This is a genomic window from Pseudoxanthomonas sp. Soil82 (assembly GCF_040446535.1).
GTDB classification, from domain to species: Bacteria; Pseudomonadota; Gammaproteobacteria; order Xanthomonadales; family Xanthomonadaceae; genus Pseudoxanthomonas; species Pseudoxanthomonas kaohsiungensis.
Map to the genome: position 1 here is coordinate 311,068 of NZ_JBEAAK010000001.1, position 15,899 is coordinate 326,966.

Annotated in this window: 15 protein-coding genes; 2 read left to right on the forward strand and 13 right to left on the reverse strand. The window is 71.9% G+C overall.

The genetic code is table 11. The features are described 5' to 3' along the window. Positions 1-25: 25 nt before the first annotated feature. The 8 genes from ABKA19_RS01385 to glnA all read right to left on the reverse strand — a co-directional run bounded on the left by ABKA19_RS01385 (position 26) and on the right by glnA (position 8,252). Positions 26-580 (reverse strand): superoxide dismutase family protein, encoded by a 555-nt coding sequence (locus ABKA19_RS01385; protein ID WP_353687322.1) that lies wholly within the window; start codon positions 578-580, stop codon positions 26-28. A gap of 461 nt (positions 581-1,041) precedes the next feature. Next, positions 1,042-2,490, reverse strand: coding sequence for a nitrogen regulation protein NR(I) (ntrC, locus tag ABKA19_RS01390; protein WP_353687323.1), 1,449 nt, complete (start codon positions 2,488-2,490; stop codon positions 1,042-1,044). Then, positions 2,487-3,542 carry a two-component system sensor histidine kinase NtrB gene (locus ABKA19_RS01395; RefSeq protein WP_353687324.1) on the reverse strand — a complete coding sequence of 352 codons (1,056 nt, stop codon included), beginning with the start codon at positions 3,540-3,542 and terminating at the stop codon, positions 2,487-2,489. Before ABKA19_RS01395 ends, ntrC begins: the two co-directional genes overlap by 4 nt. Before the next feature lie 60 nt (positions 3,543-3,602). Further along, positions 3,603-4,346, reverse strand: a complete 744-nt coding sequence (locus ABKA19_RS01400; RefSeq protein ID WP_353687325.1) for an N-acetylmuramoyl-L-alanine amidase — start codon at positions 4,344-4,346, stop codon at positions 3,603-3,605. A gap of 223 nt (positions 4,347-4,569) precedes the next feature. Then, complete coding sequence (locus ABKA19_RS01405) at positions 4,570-6,048, reverse strand: ammonium transporter (protein ID WP_353687326.1); 1,479 nt, start codon at positions 6,046-6,048, stop codon at positions 4,570-4,572. Positions 6,049-6,069: 21 nt separating this feature from the next. Beyond that, complete coding sequence (locus ABKA19_RS01410; RefSeq protein WP_162375855.1) at positions 6,070-6,408, reverse strand: P-II family nitrogen regulator; 339 nt, start codon at positions 6,406-6,408, stop codon at positions 6,070-6,072. A gap of 285 nt (positions 6,409-6,693) precedes the next feature. Then, positions 6,694-6,834, reverse strand: a complete 141-nt coding sequence (locus ABKA19_RS01415) for a hypothetical protein (RefSeq protein WP_353687327.1) — start codon at positions 6,832-6,834, stop codon at positions 6,694-6,696. 8 nt (positions 6,835-6,842) lie between these two features. Beyond that, complete coding sequence (gene glnA / locus ABKA19_RS01420) at positions 6,843-8,252, reverse strand: type I glutamate--ammonia ligase (RefSeq protein WP_162375856.1); 1,410 nt, start codon at positions 8,250-8,252, stop codon at positions 6,843-6,845. 221 nt (positions 8,253-8,473) lie between these two features. Between glnA and ABKA19_RS01425 the strand changes: the two genes are divergently transcribed. Both ABKA19_RS01425 and ABKA19_RS01430 read left to right on the forward strand, forming a co-directional pair. Beyond that, entirely contained in the window at positions 8,474-9,268 is a 795-nt protein-coding gene (locus ABKA19_RS01425) for an undecaprenyl-diphosphate phosphatase (protein ID WP_353687328.1), read from the forward strand. Between the two features lie 107 nt (positions 9,269-9,375). Beyond that, complete coding sequence (locus ABKA19_RS01430) at positions 9,376-10,245, forward strand: META domain-containing protein (protein WP_502945684.1); 870 nt, start codon at positions 9,376-9,378, stop codon at positions 10,243-10,245. A 100-nt stretch (positions 10,246-10,345) separates the two neighbouring features. Here ABKA19_RS01430 and ABKA19_RS01435 read toward each other — a convergent pair whose 3' ends face one another. From ABKA19_RS01435 to ABKA19_RS01455, 5 genes are all read right to left on the reverse strand, one after another. After that, positions 10,346-10,957: a YbhB/YbcL family Raf kinase inhibitor-like protein gene (locus tag ABKA19_RS01435; RefSeq protein WP_353687329.1), complete on the reverse strand. Its 612-nt coding sequence runs from the start codon at positions 10,955-10,957 to the stop codon at positions 10,346-10,348. An 18-nt stretch (positions 10,958-10,975) separates the two neighbouring features. Continuing rightward, positions 10,976-13,039, reverse strand: coding sequence for a tetratricopeptide repeat protein (locus ABKA19_RS01440; RefSeq protein WP_353687330.1), 2,064 nt, complete (start codon positions 13,037-13,039; stop codon positions 10,976-10,978). A 56-nt stretch (positions 13,040-13,095) separates the two neighbouring features. Next, positions 13,096-14,091 carry a YheT family hydrolase gene (locus tag ABKA19_RS01445; RefSeq protein WP_353688016.1) on the reverse strand — a complete coding sequence of 332 codons (996 nt, stop codon included), beginning with the start codon at positions 14,089-14,091 and terminating at the stop codon, positions 13,096-13,098. 68 nt (positions 14,092-14,159) lie between these two features. Then, positions 14,160-14,960 carry a lysophospholipid acyltransferase family protein gene (locus tag ABKA19_RS01450; protein ID WP_353687331.1) on the reverse strand — a complete coding sequence of 267 codons (801 nt, stop codon included), beginning with the start codon at positions 14,958-14,960 and terminating at the stop codon, positions 14,160-14,162. Between the two features lie 202 nt (positions 14,961-15,162). After that, entirely contained in the window at positions 15,163-15,582 is a 420-nt protein-coding gene (locus ABKA19_RS01455) for a hotdog fold thioesterase (protein ID WP_353687332.1), read from the reverse strand. Positions 15,583-15,899: the final 317 nt, after the last annotated feature.

Sequence of the window (15,899 nt, forward strand, 5' to 3'; positions counted from 1 at the left end):
GGCCGCACCACCGCAACGGCCGCCGTCAGCGGGTGACCTTGATCACGCCGCAGGCCACGCGCGCGCCGGCATTGCCGGTGGGCTGGGTGCGATAGTCGTCCGGCGCGGCATGCACGATCACGGCGCGCCCGGCGATGTCGTTGGCCGCCCCGCCGCCGAGGGTGACTCCGCGCAGGTGCATGTTGACCTTGGCCACGCCGCTGGCGTCGGACACGAGGTTGTCCATGTCGCCGGCGTGGTGGGTGGCCGTCCCGGCACGCCCATGCTGGCTGGCGGCCGGATTGAAGTGGGCGCCGGCACTGGTCGCATCCACCGCGCTGCAGTCGCCCTTCTCGTGCACGTGGAAGCCGGACTGGGCATTGGCCGGCAGCCCGCCGACCTCGCCGCTGATGTGCACGCCATCGCCCATCGGCGCCAGGGTCAGCTTGCCGCTGACCCGGCTGCCCGACGCGGAGGCCAGGACCACCACGGCCTGCTGCGCGGTGCTGGCGGCCGCCGGCGGCGGCGGGGGCGCTGCGGGGGGCGCGCTGCTGCAGGCGGCCAGGGCGAGCAGGCCAAGGGAGGCGATAGCGGTACGCATGGGCGGACTCCTTCGGGAAAGGCTCAGGATAAACGTCAGGCCGGTACACGCCGGATGAATTCCATCGCAGCCGCTGCAGAAGCCGGACTTGCCCGCGACCTGGCGGATTCGGCACAGGCGGCGCCTTCATGCTCCCGACGCCCGCGTCGCCCATGAGGATGGGCTCCTACACAAGAAGCGGACGCCGTTGCTTGTTGTAGGAGCCGATTCATCGGCGACCCGACGCCGTCGGCCGAGGCAACGCCCTCGTCATGCCGACGCCCGTGTCGCCCATGAGGATGGGCGCCTGCAAGGCGCCAACGCCTTGGCCTGTTGTAGGAGCCGATTCATCGGCGACCCGACGCCGTCGGCCGAGGCAACGCCCTCGTCACGCCGACGCCCGTGTCGCCCATGAGGATGGGCGCCTACGATGGGCAGCCGCATCGCCATCGGGCATCGCGGTGGATGGCCCGGGCTTTTCCTCAGCGCCGCTTGCGCCCGGGACCCAGTTTCCGGGTCACCGTGTTGCGGCCGACTCCGAGCAACGCGGCGGCCTCGACCCGGCGTCCGCCGGTGTGCTGCAGGGCGGCGCCGAGCAGCGCCTGGTCGAAGCGGTCGCGCGCCTCGGCGTGCAGGTCGCGCGCGCCGGCCTGCAGGCACGCCAGCGCCCATTGGCCCAGCTGCCGGTCCCATTCGGCGGGCACCGGTGCGGCGACGCTGGCCGGGGCGCCGAACGATGCCGGCGCCCGTACCTCGTCCAGGTCGGCGGCGGTGATGGTTTCGCCGGGCGCGAGCGCGGCCAGGCGCCAGCACAGGTTCTGCAGTTCGCGCACGTTGCCGGGCCAGTCCATCGCCTGCAGCGCGGCGGCGGCACCGGCGTCGAAGCGCTTGGCGCCGGCGCCGAGCTTGCGCGCGGCGCGGCGCAGGAAGGTCTCGGCCAGCAGCGGGATGTCGGCGCGGCGCTCGCGCAGCGGCGGCAACTGCAGGCGCACGACGTTGAGCCGGTGCAGCAGGTCGGCGCGGAAGCGGCCCTGCTGGACCAGCGTTTCCAGGTCCTGGTGGGTGGCGGCGATCACGCGCACGTCGACCCGGATCAGCTCGCGGCCGCCGACGCGGAAGAACTCGCCCTCGGCCAGCACCCGCAGCAGCCGGGTCTGCAGCGACGCCGGCATGTCGCCGATCTCGTCCAGGAACAGGGTGCCGCCGTCGGCCTGTTCGAAGCGGCCGACATGGCGCTTCTGCGCGCCGGTGAACGCACCGGCCTCGTGGCCGAACAGTTCGCTCTCCAGCAGCTCGGCGGGAATGGCCGCGGTGTTCAGCGCGACGAACGGCCCGGCCGACCGCGGCGATTCGCGGTGCAGCGCGTGCGCCACCAGTTCCTTGCCGGTGCCGGTCTCGCCGGTGATCAGCACCGACAGCGGCGCCTGCGCAAGCCGGCCGATCGCCCGGAACAGCGCGCGCATGGCCGGCGTGTCGCCGATCAGCTCCGGCGCGCCGGCGGCCTCCACCGCCTGCGTGGGCTCGGCGGCGGCGGCGGCCACGGCCTCGGCTGGCAGCGCCCGCGCGGCCAGCGCCACCGCGTCGTCCAGGTCGAACGGCTTGGACAGGAATTCGTGCGCGCCGCCGCGGAACGCGCTGGCGGTGCTGGCCACGTCGGTGTAGGCCGACATCACGATCACCGGCAACTGCGGGTGCGCCGACTTGAGCCGGTCGAGCAGTACCAGGCCGTCGTCGCCGGGCATGCGCACGTCGGTGAACAGCAGGTCCGGCGCGCCGCGCACGCGCAGCGCGGCCAGCGCGCTGGCGGCGTTCTCGAACCCGTCGACTTCGTAGCCGGCATCGCGCAGCGCGGTGGCCAGGACGAAGCGCACCGAGCGGTCGTCATCGACCACCCAGACCCGGCGGCTGTCGGCGCTGTCGTCGGCGGTCATGGGCTGGGCGCTCCTTCGGGTTCGTTCTGCGGCAGCAGCAGGGTGAAGACGGTGTGCCCGGGTCGCGAGCGGAAGGTCAGCGAACCGCGGTGTTCGCGCGCGACCTGGTGGGCCAGGGCCAGGCCCAGGCCGGTGCCCTCGGCGCGGCCGCTGACCAGCGGCAGGAACAGGTGCTCGGCCAGCTCGTCGGGCACGCCGCGTCCGTCGTCGACGATCTCCACCCGCAGCGCGCGCGCATGCACGTGGTCGCGGATATGCAGTCCGCTTTCGACGCGGGTGCGCAGGATGATCGTCGAGGCGCTGGCCTGCAGCGCGTTGCGGACCAGGTTCCACACCGCCTGGGTCAGGCGGTCGGCGTCGCCGGAGAATTCGGGGATGCTCGGGTCGTAGTCGCGCTGCATGCGCACCGCCCAGCCGCCTTCGGTCTCGGCCAGGCGCAGCACGCGCTCCAGCACGGCATGGATGTTCAGCGGCGCGTGCGGGCGCTGCGGCGCCGGCGACATGAGCTGCTCGACCAGTTGGCTCAGGCGGTCGATCTCGGCGCCGATCAGCTCGATCAGCTCGCGCTCGCCACTTTCCTCCGGACGCAGGTTCGCGCGCCGCGCCAGCAGCTGCGCGGCGCCCTTGAGCCCGGCCAGCGGATTACGCAGCTCGTGGGCGAGGCCCTTGAGCGCGGCCTGCAATGCGCCAGGCAGCGACTGCGCCGGATCGGCCGCGCCGAACGCGCCGGACGGGTGCGCCTCGAGCAGCCAGCCCTCGGCGGTGCGGGCCACCCAGCCGTCGGCGTAGCGCGCTTCCTCGCCGGGCATGCCCAGCGCGATCCGGTGCAGGCGCAACATCTCGCGCTCGTCCTGCTCCAGGAACCGGGCCAGGGCGTCGCCTTCCAGTTCCAGCGCCGCCAGCGGCTGCCCGACCAGGCGCCGCGGGCCCACCCCGAGCCAGCGCGGGAACGCGGGGTTGACCCCGACGATCCGGCCCTGGCGGTCGGCCCATGCCAGCGGGGTGGCGAGCTGGTCCAGGGTGGGGCCGGGCGGCGGCGCGGGCAGGCTCATGTCCATTGCACCAATTTAGTGCAAGGCGTGCCGGGAAGCGACGGCCCCCGGAGGTGGCGTTCAGCGCAGGCGCCGCGCCTGCAAGACCAGCGAATGGAGGATGCGGTGGTCCTGGGCGTCGAGTTCCCCGGCCTCGTCGCCACGGAAGTGGCGCCGGTAGGCGCGCACGGTCGCGGCCGGGTCGTCGAGCGGATAGCCGATGGCCTGCAGCGCCAGCCACGGGTCGAAGCCGGCGGGCGGCTCGCCGTCGGCAGGGTCGGGCCACAGTCCGTAGCCGGCGTGCGCCAGCTGCGCCCAAGGGAAGAGTGCGCCGGGATCGCGCTTGCGCGTGGGCGCCATGTCCGCGTGTGCGATGACCGCGTGGCGCGGGATCCGCAGGCGCGTGCACAGGTCGTCGAGCAGGCGCAGCAGCGCGTCGACCTGCGCGGGCGGGAACGGTTCAGTCCCATCGTTGTCCAGCTCGATGCCGATGGACGCGGAGTTCAGGTCGTCGATCGTGCCCCAGCTGCCGCCGCCGGCATGCCAGGCGCGGCGCGAGTCCTCGACCAGCTGGTACAGGGCGCCGTCGGCGCCGACCAGGTAATGCGCGCTGACCGGACCGCCGCTGTTGCGCGTGCTCAGCGTGCGCAGGCTCCGCGCCACCGACTCCTGCTCGGTCGCGTGGATCACGATCACGATCGGGCGCCGCTCGTCGAAGTTGGGCGACGGTTCCCATTGCGCGAGCGGATTGGTCTGCCGCGGCGGCGCATGTCCGCAGGCGCTCAGCAGCAGGCACAGGATCGGCAGTAGCCAGCGGTAGCTCATGGCCCATTGCACCGGCTGGCGCGGCCGATGGCAAGCCGGGGCCTTCGCGGCGCCGACTGCGGCTGGAAGAAAGAAGGGGGAACACGGTTCACCTCGGCGATGGCGGGTGCGCTACGCCCCCCGGCCGCGCGCTTCGCTGGGGATGCGGCCGGCCCACATGGCCGACCGCCCCGGGAATCCACCGGCCCGCGACGCAGCGTCGCGGACCGGTTCGACGCACCTGTTACACCTCGTAGGCCGATTCGCCGTGCGAAGTGATGTCCAGGCCCTGGCGCTCGTCCTCTTCGGCCACGCGCAGGCCGAACACGAGCTTGGCGACGCTGTAGCCGATGATCGAAACCACGCCGATCCAGGCCACGGTCAGGCCCACGCCCAGCGCCTGGATCACGACCTGGCCGCCGATCGAGTAGCCATCGGCCACCGCCTTGACGCCGCCGAGCGAATCGGCCGAGAACACGCCGGTCAGGATCGCACCGACGATGCCGCCGACCGCGTGCACGCCGAACACGTCCAGGCTGTCGTCGGCACCGAGCAGCTTCTTCAGACCGGTGACGCCCCACACGCAGATCACGCCGGCGGCAAAGCCAATGGCCACCGCGCCGAACGGACCGACGGTGCCGGCGGCCGGGGTGATGCCGACCAGGCCGGCGACCATGCCCGAGGCCACGCCCAGCGCCGAGGACTTGCCCTTGACCACCTTCTCGGTGAGCGCCCAGCCCAGCACCGCGGCGGCGGTGGCGACCAGGGTATTGATGAAGGCCAGCGCCGCACCGGCGTTGGCTTCCAGGTTGGAACCGGCGTTGAAGCCGAACCAGCCCACCCACAGCAGCGAGGCGCCGACGAAGGTCAGGGTCACGTTGTGCGGCTTGATCGCGACCTGGCCGTAGCCCAGGCGCTTGCCGACGAAGTAGGCGCCGACCAGGCCGGCCACGCCGGCGTTGATGTGCACCACGGTGCCGCCGGCGAAGTCCAGCGCGCCCTTCTCGAACAGGTAGCCGCCCGCCGCCCAGACCATGTGCGCGATCGGCAGGTAGCCCAGGGTGAACCAGATCACCACGAACAGCACCACCGCGGCGAACTTCACCCGCTCGGCGAACGCGCCGACGATCAGCGCGCCGGTGATGCCGGCGAAGGTCAGCTGGAAGGCGATGAACACGTACTCGGGCAGGCTCACCCCTGCGGTGAAGGTCGCCGCCAGCGTTTCCACGGTCACGCCCTTGAGGAACAGCTTGTCGAGGTTGCCGACCCAGGCGCCGTCGCCGGAGAAGGCCAGGCTGTAGCCGTACACGATCCACAGCACCGACAGCAGCGAGAACACGACGGCGACCTGGACCAGGACCGACAGCACGTTCTTCGAGCGGACCATGCCGCCGTAGAACAGGGCCAGGCCCGGCACCACCATCAGCAGCACCAGCAGGGTCGAGGTCAGCATCCAGGCGACGTCGCCCTTGTCGACGGTCGGTGCCGGTTCTGCGGTGGCTTCTTCGGTGGCCGCGGCGGCGGCGACCGTTTCGGCGCCGGCTTCGGCCATGGCAGCCGCTTCGACGGCGGCTTCGGCCGGCGCTTCGGCGGCCGGCGGCGCGGCGGTCTCCTGCGCGATCGCGCTGCCGGCGAACGTGGTGACCGCCAGCGCGCTGACCAGCATGGTCAGGCAGACGGCATAGAACCGGGCTTTCCACCCGGACAGCAAACGGATGTTCATGGGCTGTGCTCCGAGTGGTGGTTAGAGCGCGTCCGCGCCGATCTCGCCGGTGCGGATGCGGATGACCTGTTCGACCGCGGTGACGAAGATCTTGCCGTCGCCGATCTTGCCGGTGCCGGCCGACTGCTGGATCGCTTCCAGCACCGCGTCCAGGCGTTCGTCGGTGACGACGGTTTCGATCTTGATCTTGGGCAGGAAATCGACGACGTACTCGGCGCCGCGGTACAGCTCGGTGTGGCCCTTCTGGCGGCCGAAGCCTTTCACTTCGGTCACGGTGATCCCGGACACGCCCGCCTGGGCGAGGGCTTCGCGCACCTCGTCAAGCTTGAACGGCCGGATGATGGCGGTGATCAGTTTCATGTTCGCATCCCGATGGTGGAGGGTCCGGCCGAAAGGCCGGCGTTCGGAACTCCGGGAACGGCCGGGTCCTTGCTGGACCCGGCGTCCCGGTCGACATGGCCGCTCCATGACGGCGGCGGCGCACCGATTCCCAGGCTGCATCCGACTTCTTGGGGGAGGTCATGCAGGCCCGTGAATCTCTCTTCCCCTGTGTCGCGTACAACGGTGAAGCTCTGTCTCCCACCGCCGCGTGGCGAGGGCTCCGTTGCGCGCGGTTCCCCACCCGCGCGCAACGGGTGTCCCCGCTCAGTTGCCGTAGTAGAGCTGGTACTCCAGCGGGCGAGGCGGGAATGCTTGCGCGGCATTGCCGCGCATTCCCACCGAGCGCCCGCCGCGCTGCGGCGGGCCGGACACCCGCCCCTCCGCAGCTGCAACGTTGGCGTTCATGCGGATCATCAGTTGCCGTAGTACAGCTGGTACTCCAGCGGGTGCGTGGCGGCGCGGAACTTGGTGACTTCCTGCATCTTCAGCGCGATGTAGCCGTCGATGAAATCGTCGGTCATCACGCCGCCGGCCTTGAGGAATTCGCGGTCCGCGTCCAGCGCCTCGAGCGCCTGGTCCAGGCTCGAGCACACCTGCGGGATCAGCTTCTCTTCTTCCGGCGGCAGGTCGTACAGGTCCTTGTCGCTCGGCGCGCCCGGGTCGATCTGGTTACGGATGCCGTCCAGGCCGGCCATCATCAGCGCGGTGAAGGTCAGGTAGCCGGACTGCAGCGGATCGGGGAAGCGGATCTCGATGCGGCGCGCCTTGGGGTTGGACACCCACGGGATGCGGCACGAGGCCGAGCGGTTGCGCGCCGAGTAGGCCAGCATCACCGGCGCTTCGAAGCCCGGCACCAGGCGCTTGTAGCTGTTGGTGCCGGAGTTGGCGAACGCGTTGATCGCGCGGGCGTGCTTGAAGATGCCGCCGATGTACCACAGCGCCAGCTGCGACAGGCCGCCGTAGCCGTCGCCGGAGAACAGGTTCTTGCCGTCCTTGCCCAGCGACTGGTGCACGTGCATGCCGCTGCCGTTGTCGCCGACGATCGGCTTGGGCATGAAGGTGACGGTCTTGCCGTTGCGGTGGGCGACGTTCTTGATGATGTACTTCATGGTCAGCAGCTCGTCGGCCTTCTTGACGAGCGTGTTGAACTTGGTGCCGATCTCGCACTGGCCGGCGGTGGCCACCTCGTGGTGGTGGACCTCGACCTCGATGCCCGACTCCTCCAGGGTCTTGCACATCTCCGAGCGGATGTCGTGCAGCGAATCGGTCGGCGCGACCGGGAAGTAGCCGCCCTTCACGCCCGGGCGGTAGCCGGTGTTGCCGCCTTCGTACTTGGTGCCGGTGTTCCAGGCCGCTTCTTCCGAATCGATCTTGAAGAAGGTGTGGCCCATGTCGTTGGCGAAGCGCACCGCGTCGAAGATGAAGAACTCCGGCTCCGGGCCGAAGAACGCCAGGTCGGCGATGCCCGAGGACTTGAGGAAGGCCTCGGCGCGCTTGGCGATGCCGCGCGGGCAGCGCGAGTAGCCCTGCATGGTCGCCGGGTCGAGGATGTCGCAGGTCAGGATCAGGGTCGGGTCGGCGGTGAACGGGTCCAGCACCGCGGTGTCGGCGTCGGGCAGCAGGACCATGTCCGACTCGTTGATGCCCTTCCAGCCGGCGATCGACGAGCCGTCGAACATCTTGCCGTCCTCGAACAGCGCCGGCTCGACGATGCTGGCCGGGAAGGTCACGTGCTGCTGCACGCCGCGCATGTCGACGAACCGCAGGTCGACGAACTCGACCTTGTTGTCCTTGATCAGCTTCTCAACGTTTTCCACGGACATCGCTTGCAACCTCGGATTGATGGGTACCGGAGACATAGCAGGCCGCGTGCCAACCCCATGACGCTCACAAGTCATTGATTTGAATGAACGCACGCACCAGCTCCGACGACTCGCACCAATCTGGTGCCTCATTGTGGTGCAGGGCATGAACCATCTTGGTGCAAATGGGCGGGTCGCCGGGCTGGCGTATGCTGTGCAGCCCTCGCCGCCGCGCCCCGCCCGTGCACGACCTGCTCGCCGCCCTGCTGCTGGGCATCCTCGAAGGCCTGACCGAGTTCCTGCCGATCTCCAGCACCGGGCACCTGCTGATCGCCCAGCACTGGCTCGGCGCGCGCTCGGACTTCTTCAACATCGTCGTCCAGGCCGGCGCCATCCTCGCCGTGACCCTGGCCTTCCGGCGCCGGCTGTGGGAACTGGCGACCGGGCTGGGCGAGCCGGCCAACCGCGATTACGTGGCCAAGATCGGCGTGGCTTTCCTGGTGACCGCGCTGGTCGGCCTGCCGGTGCGCCTGGCCGGCTGGGAGCTGCCGGAGACGGTGACTCCGATCGCCTGGGCGCTGGTGGTCGGCGGCGTGTGGATGCTGGTGGCCGAGCACTACGCCGAAAAGCGCGGCGACGTGGCCACGGTGACCTGGAAGGTCGCGGTACTGGTCGGGCTGGCGCAGGTGGTCGCGGGCATCTTCCCCGGCACCTCGCGCTCGGCGGCGGCGATCTTCGTGGCGATGCTGGCCGGTACCAGCCGCCGCGCGTCGGCGGCCGAGTTCGTGTTCCTGGTCGGCATCCCGACCATGTTCGCCGCCAGCGGCTACGCCTTCCTCGAACTGCTCAGCGACGACGCGCTTGGCGGCGAGGACTGGACGGCGGTGGCGGTGGCGTTCGTGGCCGCGGCGGCCACCGGCTTCGCCGTGGTGCGCTGGCTGATGGGATACATCAAGGCGCACCGCTTCACCGGATTCGCGATCTACCGGATCGTCCTGGGCCTGCTGCTGCTGGCGCTGATGCCCACCGGCAGCTGAGCCCCGGCCTTCACGCCGGGCAAACCCCGTCGGGCGCATCCAGCCGTTGTATCGACGTGCCGCATCCCCGCGCCGGCCGGCTGGCCGGCCCCGCCAAGGAGGTCCCGATGAAGTCCATGCCCAACCGTCGCCCCCTGTCGCTTCCGCTGTTGCTGCTGCTGCCGCTGGCGATCGCCGCGTGCAACCGGCCTGCGACCGACGCCGCCACGCCCGCACCGGGGGAAATGCCGGCGCCCGCCGCCGACCCTGCCGCTCCGCCGCCGATGGAGGCACCGTCCACCGACACCGCCTCGCTCCTGCCGTCCCACCACTGGCGCCTGGTCGAGGCCACCGACGCGCAGGGCCAGCGCATCGACGCGCTGTTCGCCCAGCCCGACAAACCGGTGCAGCTCGATTTCGCCGATGGCCGGGTAAATGTGTCCAACACCTGCAACCGGATGATGGGCAGCTTCACCCTGGAGGGCCCCACCCTCACCCTGGGGCAGATGGCCGCGACCCTGATGGCCTGCACCGACCCCAAGCTGACGGCCCTGGATGCCGAGGTCGGCAAGCGCCTCGCCGGCGCGCTGACCGTGTCCAGCACCGCCGGCGACACGCCGCAACTGGTGCTCACCAACGCCGGCGGCGACCGCCTGGTGTTCGAGGGCGCGCCGACCGCGGCCACCCGCTTCGGCGGGCAGGCCGAGCGCGTGTTCCTGGAGGTGGGTCCGCAGACCAGGCCCTGCAGCCACCCGCTGATCCCCGACAAGCAGTGCCTGCAGGTGCGCGAGGTCAGGTTCGACGAGAACGGCCTGCGGGTGGGCGAGCCGGGTGAATGGCAGAACTTCTTCGACGAGATCGAGGGCTACACCCACCAGCCGGGCGTGCGCAACGTGCTGCGGATCGACCGCTACACGCGCAAGGACGCGCCGGCCGACGCCTCGCGCTATGCCTACGTGCTCGACATGGTGGTGGAATCGGAGCAGGTGCAGCGCTGAGCACGCGGCCGCGACAGGGCGGCGTCCGGCAACGAAGAGACCGGCCTGCGGGCCGGTCTTTTTTGCGCCTCGGGTCCGATCGGAACGGCTCCCGCGCCGATCAGGCCAGGGCCGGATTCAGCGTGTAGGTGCCGTACACGGCTGCCTCGGCCAGCACGTGGCCCTGCATCGCGCGCTGCACGTCGGCGGCGGTGAAGCGCGCCGGCAGCGACAGCGCGGCGATGTCCAGCGCGAACAGGCGGAAGAAGTAGCGGTGCACGCGCAGGTCGTTGAACGGCGGATACGGGCCGTCGTAGCCGTGGTAGTCACCGCCCATCCGCGCATCGCCGGCGAACCAGCCGGTGTAGTCGTTCAGGCCCTGGCGCGCACCGGGCAGGCCGGACGGCGCCTGCTTGCCACCGGCGCTGACGCCGTCGCTGCAACTGCCTGCAGCGATCGTGCGCGTGTCCGCCGCGATGTCGGCCACGGCCCAGTGCACGAAGTCGGCGCGCGGCTGCTCGACCGGGATCTGCAGGTCGTCGCGGCCGACGGTCTCCGGCACCGTCGGCGCATCCGGGTCGATGCACAGCAGCGCGAACGACTTCGTTCCCGCCGGAACCCCGTCCCAGGCCAGGTGCGGATTGCGGTTGGCGGCGAAGCCATCGGGCTGGCCCATGGCGAATTCCGCGGCGATCGCGCCGCGGTGTTCGAAACTCTCGCTCCAGATGCGCATGCGTGACTCCGGTTGCGGTCAGGCGTCAGGGTAGCCCAGGCGCGCGGCGACCGCGGCCAGCCGCTCGAACGGGCCGGCGAGCTCGTCGGCGTAGGCGCGCCAGCGACCGGGCGGCATGCGTCGCTGCGTCGCCGGCAGCGGCGGCAGCTGGATGCCCAGCGCCTGGCCGATCACCGTGGCCAGTTGCGGCGGCGAGTCGATCGCGCCATCCAGGCGCAACAGGCGGTGCGGATACAGGTCCTGCTGGTGCAGGTCGGCGACCTGCTCCAGGCCCTGCGCCAGCCACTCGGCGGCAGCCTCCGGCGATTCCAGTGCCAGCGGCACCGGCGAACCACTGGCCAGCCAGTCCAGAAGCATGTCGCGCGGATCGCGCACCGCGACCAGCAGCAGGCCCTCGGGCAGGTGCGGGCGCAGCGCCAGCAGCAGGGCGTTGTCCCACCACGGCAGCCAGTCGACGACGTTGCCGTCGGCGATCCCGCGCGCCGGCAGGTGGCCTCGCCACTGCGCGACCACCTGGGCCGGATCGACGGTCCCGGCGCGCAATGCCTGGCCGGTCTGCGGCGAGCGCAGCGGGTCGGCCGGTGCCTGCGCGCCGAAGCGGTCGCTCAGCACCGGGCCACCGGCCGCGGCCAGGTTCTCGACCACGCGCTCGATGCCCGAACCGGGCAGGCCCCAGACCAGCATCGGACTGGGTGCATCCACCGCCGCGGACGCCAGCGGCGGCCACGTGTCGACCGCGTCGGTGAACGGCGGCAAGGGCAGGCGGGCGGCGCTGAAGTCCGCGTGCAGCGCGCGCCAGTGCGCCAGCGCCTCGGCCGTGCGCCCCGTGCGGTCCAGCAGGCGACCCAGCCAGCCGCGCATCGCGGTCCGCGCCTCTTCGGTGGGCTGCGCGGCGACGGCGGCGCGCGCCTGCGCCAGGGCCGCGTCCGGATCCTCGGCCAGCCGCGCTTCGACCAGGAACTGCTCGGCCGCCGGATGGCCCGGCTGCAGCTCGACCAAGCGCCCAGCGAATCCGGCCACCGCGGCCAGGTCGCCGGCACGGTCGCGATCGAACATCGCCGTCTCCAGCGCCGGGATGTGGTCGGGCATCGCCGCCAGCCAGCGCTGCAGCACCCGGTTGCCCTCCGCGGTGCCGGGCGTTTCCAGCGCCAGCCGCGCGCCCCACAGGTCGCCGGAAGCCGGCGAGGTGGCCAGCGCGGCTTCGAGCGTGGCGAGGGCGCCCTCGCGATCGTTGCTTTCGCGCCACAGCGCCATCAAACCGCGCAGCACCGCGCGGTCCGGGCCTGCCGACAGCGCGGCGCGCAGGTGCTCCAGCGCCTCCTCGCCGCGGCCGGCCTGCAGGGCATGGAGGCCGGCGGCCCGGCGCAGCGCGGGGGTGGCGGTGGCGGGGTCGGCGAGCAACGGCGCCACCCGCTCGAATGCTTCGTCCGGCCGGCCCTGCCTGGCCGCCAGCTGCGCCAGCAATGGCCACAGCGCACGCGCATCCGGCAACAGCTCGGACACCCGACGGAACGCCTGCTCGGCGAACGCCCAGTGCTGCTTGGCCAGGTAGCCGAAGCCCAGCACCGACAGCAACTGCGGATCGTCGCGCAACTGCACGCTGGCCGCCGAGGCCAGCGCGATCGCGGCATCCGGCTCGCCACGGCGCAGCGCCAGCAGCGCGTTGAGCGCGACCAGCCGCGGATCGTCGGCGTCGATGCGCGCGGCGGTGCGGCTGAGCCGTTCGGCCTCGGCCAGGTCACCCTGGGCCAGCGCGACCTGCGCCTGCGCGAGGTACGACGGCAGGTGGTTCGGATCCAGGCCCAGGCTCTCGTCGAGCGCGACCCGCGCCGCGCCGGTGTCGCGCTGGCGCAGCAGCAGCGCGGCGCGCTCGAAGTGCAGCCCGGCCTCGTCCGGCGCCAGCAGGATCGCCTGGTCCAGCGCGACCAGCGCGGCCGCCGGGTCGCCGGCCCGGGCCAGGGCCGCCGACAGGCTGCGCTGCGCGCTCGCGTCGTCGGGTGCCTGCGCCGCCCATTCCTGGGCCAGGGCCAGCGCTTCGTCGACGGCATTGCGCCGCAGCGCATCGTGGATCCGTTCCTGCATTTCTGGGGTCTTCCGGGGAAAACCCGCAGTTTACCCCGGCGCCGGACCGGCCCGGGTCAGCGCCGGGGCAGCGCCGCGCCCAGGCGGTCGGCGACCCAGCGCTCGGCAAACCCGTCGCCGGAGAGGCTTTCGACGAAGGCGCAGTGGCCGCCCCAGCGGGCCACTTCCAGCGCGGCGGAAGGCGGCAGACGCCACTGGCGGAAGTCGTCGAACGGGATCACCGGATCGTCCTGCGCCATCAGGACGCTGGCCGGCACCTGGAGCGCCGCCAGCCGGTCGCCGGCGATCGAGTAGCTGTCGAAGTAGTCCTCGACCCTGCCGAAGCCGGCGTAGCGTTGCGCCAGCCAGGCGGTGAGGCTGCGCATGTCCAGCGCGAGGGTGGCGTCGTCGTAGCAGTGCTGCTCGGGGAACAGGGCGCGCTTGCGCACCAGCGAACTGCGCCACTTGCGGCGGAAATACCAGTCGTACAGCTGCGGCGCGCGCTCCATGCTGGCCATCGTCGTGGCCGGGTCGACCAGCGGGCAGACCGCGGCGATGTGGCGCAGCGGCAACCCGGCGATGCTGGCGCGCAGGCCCAGGCGTAGGGCGTGGTTGCCGCCGAGCGAATAACCGGCCACGACCAGGTCGCGCACGCGCAGGCGCTGGACCATGTCGGCCACCGCGTGCACCACCTCGTCCAGCCGGTTGGAATGGAACAGGCCCTCGTTGAGGTGGTGGGTGTCGCCGTGGTCGCGGAAGTTGAGGCGGAACACGTCCAGGCCGTCGGCCAGCAGGCGCGCGGCGGTCAGGCGCATGTAGCCGGAATCGGCGCTGCCCTCCCAGCCGTGCAGCAGCAGCGCCATGCCGCGCGGTTCGCGACCGCGGACCCGGCTGTGCCAGCCCTGCAGGCGCGCGCCACCACCGCCGTCGAGGATGTGTTCGCTCGTCTCCGCGCCGGTGGCGGCCAGGGCACGCAGGCCACGATGCCGGCGCAGGCCGCTGGACCCCAGCACCGATTGCAGGTGCGGGTTGCGCAGGAGGCGGGGCGGTCGGTAGTCGGCGGCGGTGAGCATGGCGGGAGCGACGGTGGGCGGAGCCATTTTGCACCGCAACATCGGTGGCGCAAGTGCGCCGGCGCGCCTCAGCTTTCCATCGCCGCCACGATCCGCTCGCGGGCCAGGTCGGCGATGCGGCGGCGGCCATCGACGCCGCCCGGCGGAATCGGCGCCAGGAAGTGCACCTCGGCCGCGCGCGGGCGCTCCCCGAGCAGGCGCAGGAAGTTGGCCAGGAAGCTCTCGCGCGGGCCGAACGCGACCAGCGTCTGCGCGTCGCCGCGGTCGCCGTAGCGCAGCGCCACCGGCTGCACCGGCACCTGCGCCTCCACCGCCGCCAGGAAGATCCGCGCGTGGAACGGGCCCACCTCCTCGCCGCCGCGGGTGCGCCCTTCCGGGAACACGCCGACCGAGCGGCCCTGGCGCAGGCGCTCGACCATCTGCCCGAGCACGTCCTGCAGCGAATCGGTGCTGCCGCGATGGTGGAAGATCGTCTGCCCCTGGGCGGCCAGCCAGCCCACCAGCGGCCAGCCGGCGATCTCGCGCTTGGCCACGAAGCCCATCATCCGCTGGCTGTGCAGGGTCTCGATGTCGATCCAGCTGACGTGGTTGGCGACGAACAGGGTCGCGCCCGGCAGCGGCGTGCCGAAGCGGCGCAGGCGGAAGCCGAAGATCCAGAGCAGGCCTGCCGACCAGGCGCGCACGGCGCGGTCACCCAGCGTCTCCGGGCCCCAGGCGATGCGCGAGAGCGGCGGCGCCAGGCACAGCAGGGTCAGCGGCAGCGGCAGCAGCAGGTGAAGCAGCAGCAGCGGGACGCGGTAGAGGTAGCGGAAGGTGCGTGCGAGGCCCCCGGCGGTTCGCCGGGCGGCACGCGTGGGGGCGTGGTCCATGGACGCGCACGATACCGCGGCCGGCCGCGTCGTGGATACGGCGACGCGGTGCGACATGGCCCGCCAGGGACGCGGAACGCGCCGCCGCGCGCGTCGAAGGTGAACGATCAAGCTTGCAGGCGCCCGGTCATGGGCGACACGGCGCCAGGATCACCGGGGCGTCGCCTGTCCATCGGCATCGGGTCGCCCGGGGGACCGGCGCCTATACCGGCACCACCGCCAGGGTCAGGCGCGAGACGCAGACCGAGCGGCCGCGTGCGTCTTCGATGCGGATGTCCCAGACCTGGGTCGTGCGGCCCACGTGCACGGCCCGGGCCGTGCCGGTGACCGTGCCCTCGCGCACCGCGCGCAGGTGGTTGGCGTTGATCTCCAGCCCCACCGCCATCTGCTCGCGCGTGTCCAGGCACAGGTTCCCGGCGCTGCTGCCCAGCGTCTCGGCCAGCACCACCGACGCGCCGCCATGCAGCAGTCCGTAGGGCTGGCGCGTGCGCGGGTCGACCGGCATGGTCGCCCGGACCCAGTCCTCGCCAGCCTCGGTGAAGACGATGCCCAGGTGCTCGATCAGGGTGTCGCGGCTGAGCGCGTTGAGGGCGTCGATGGAAACGGGGGCACGGAAGACCATGGCCGGGATCGCGTTGCGGGATGGCGGAGATTATCGCCGCGGAGCGGCGGGTGCGGGTGCGAATGGATTTCCAGGCTGCCACCTGGAGAGGGCCTTGCTCCTGGCCGTGGACCTCAAAGGGTTGCCACCGGGTGAAGCGCGCTTGTCGCCAGAGGCTGCCCGCAAGGTCCAAGGCGGGAGCCCCGGCTCCGGTGGGGGCCGCCGGGCCATGGGGGCATGGCTTACCGCGCGGACGGACATCCCTGTCCGTACGCGCGGCCGTGGCACATCCCTGCGCCACTTGCGCCATGCCCCCATGACCCGACGTCCTCGGGCGG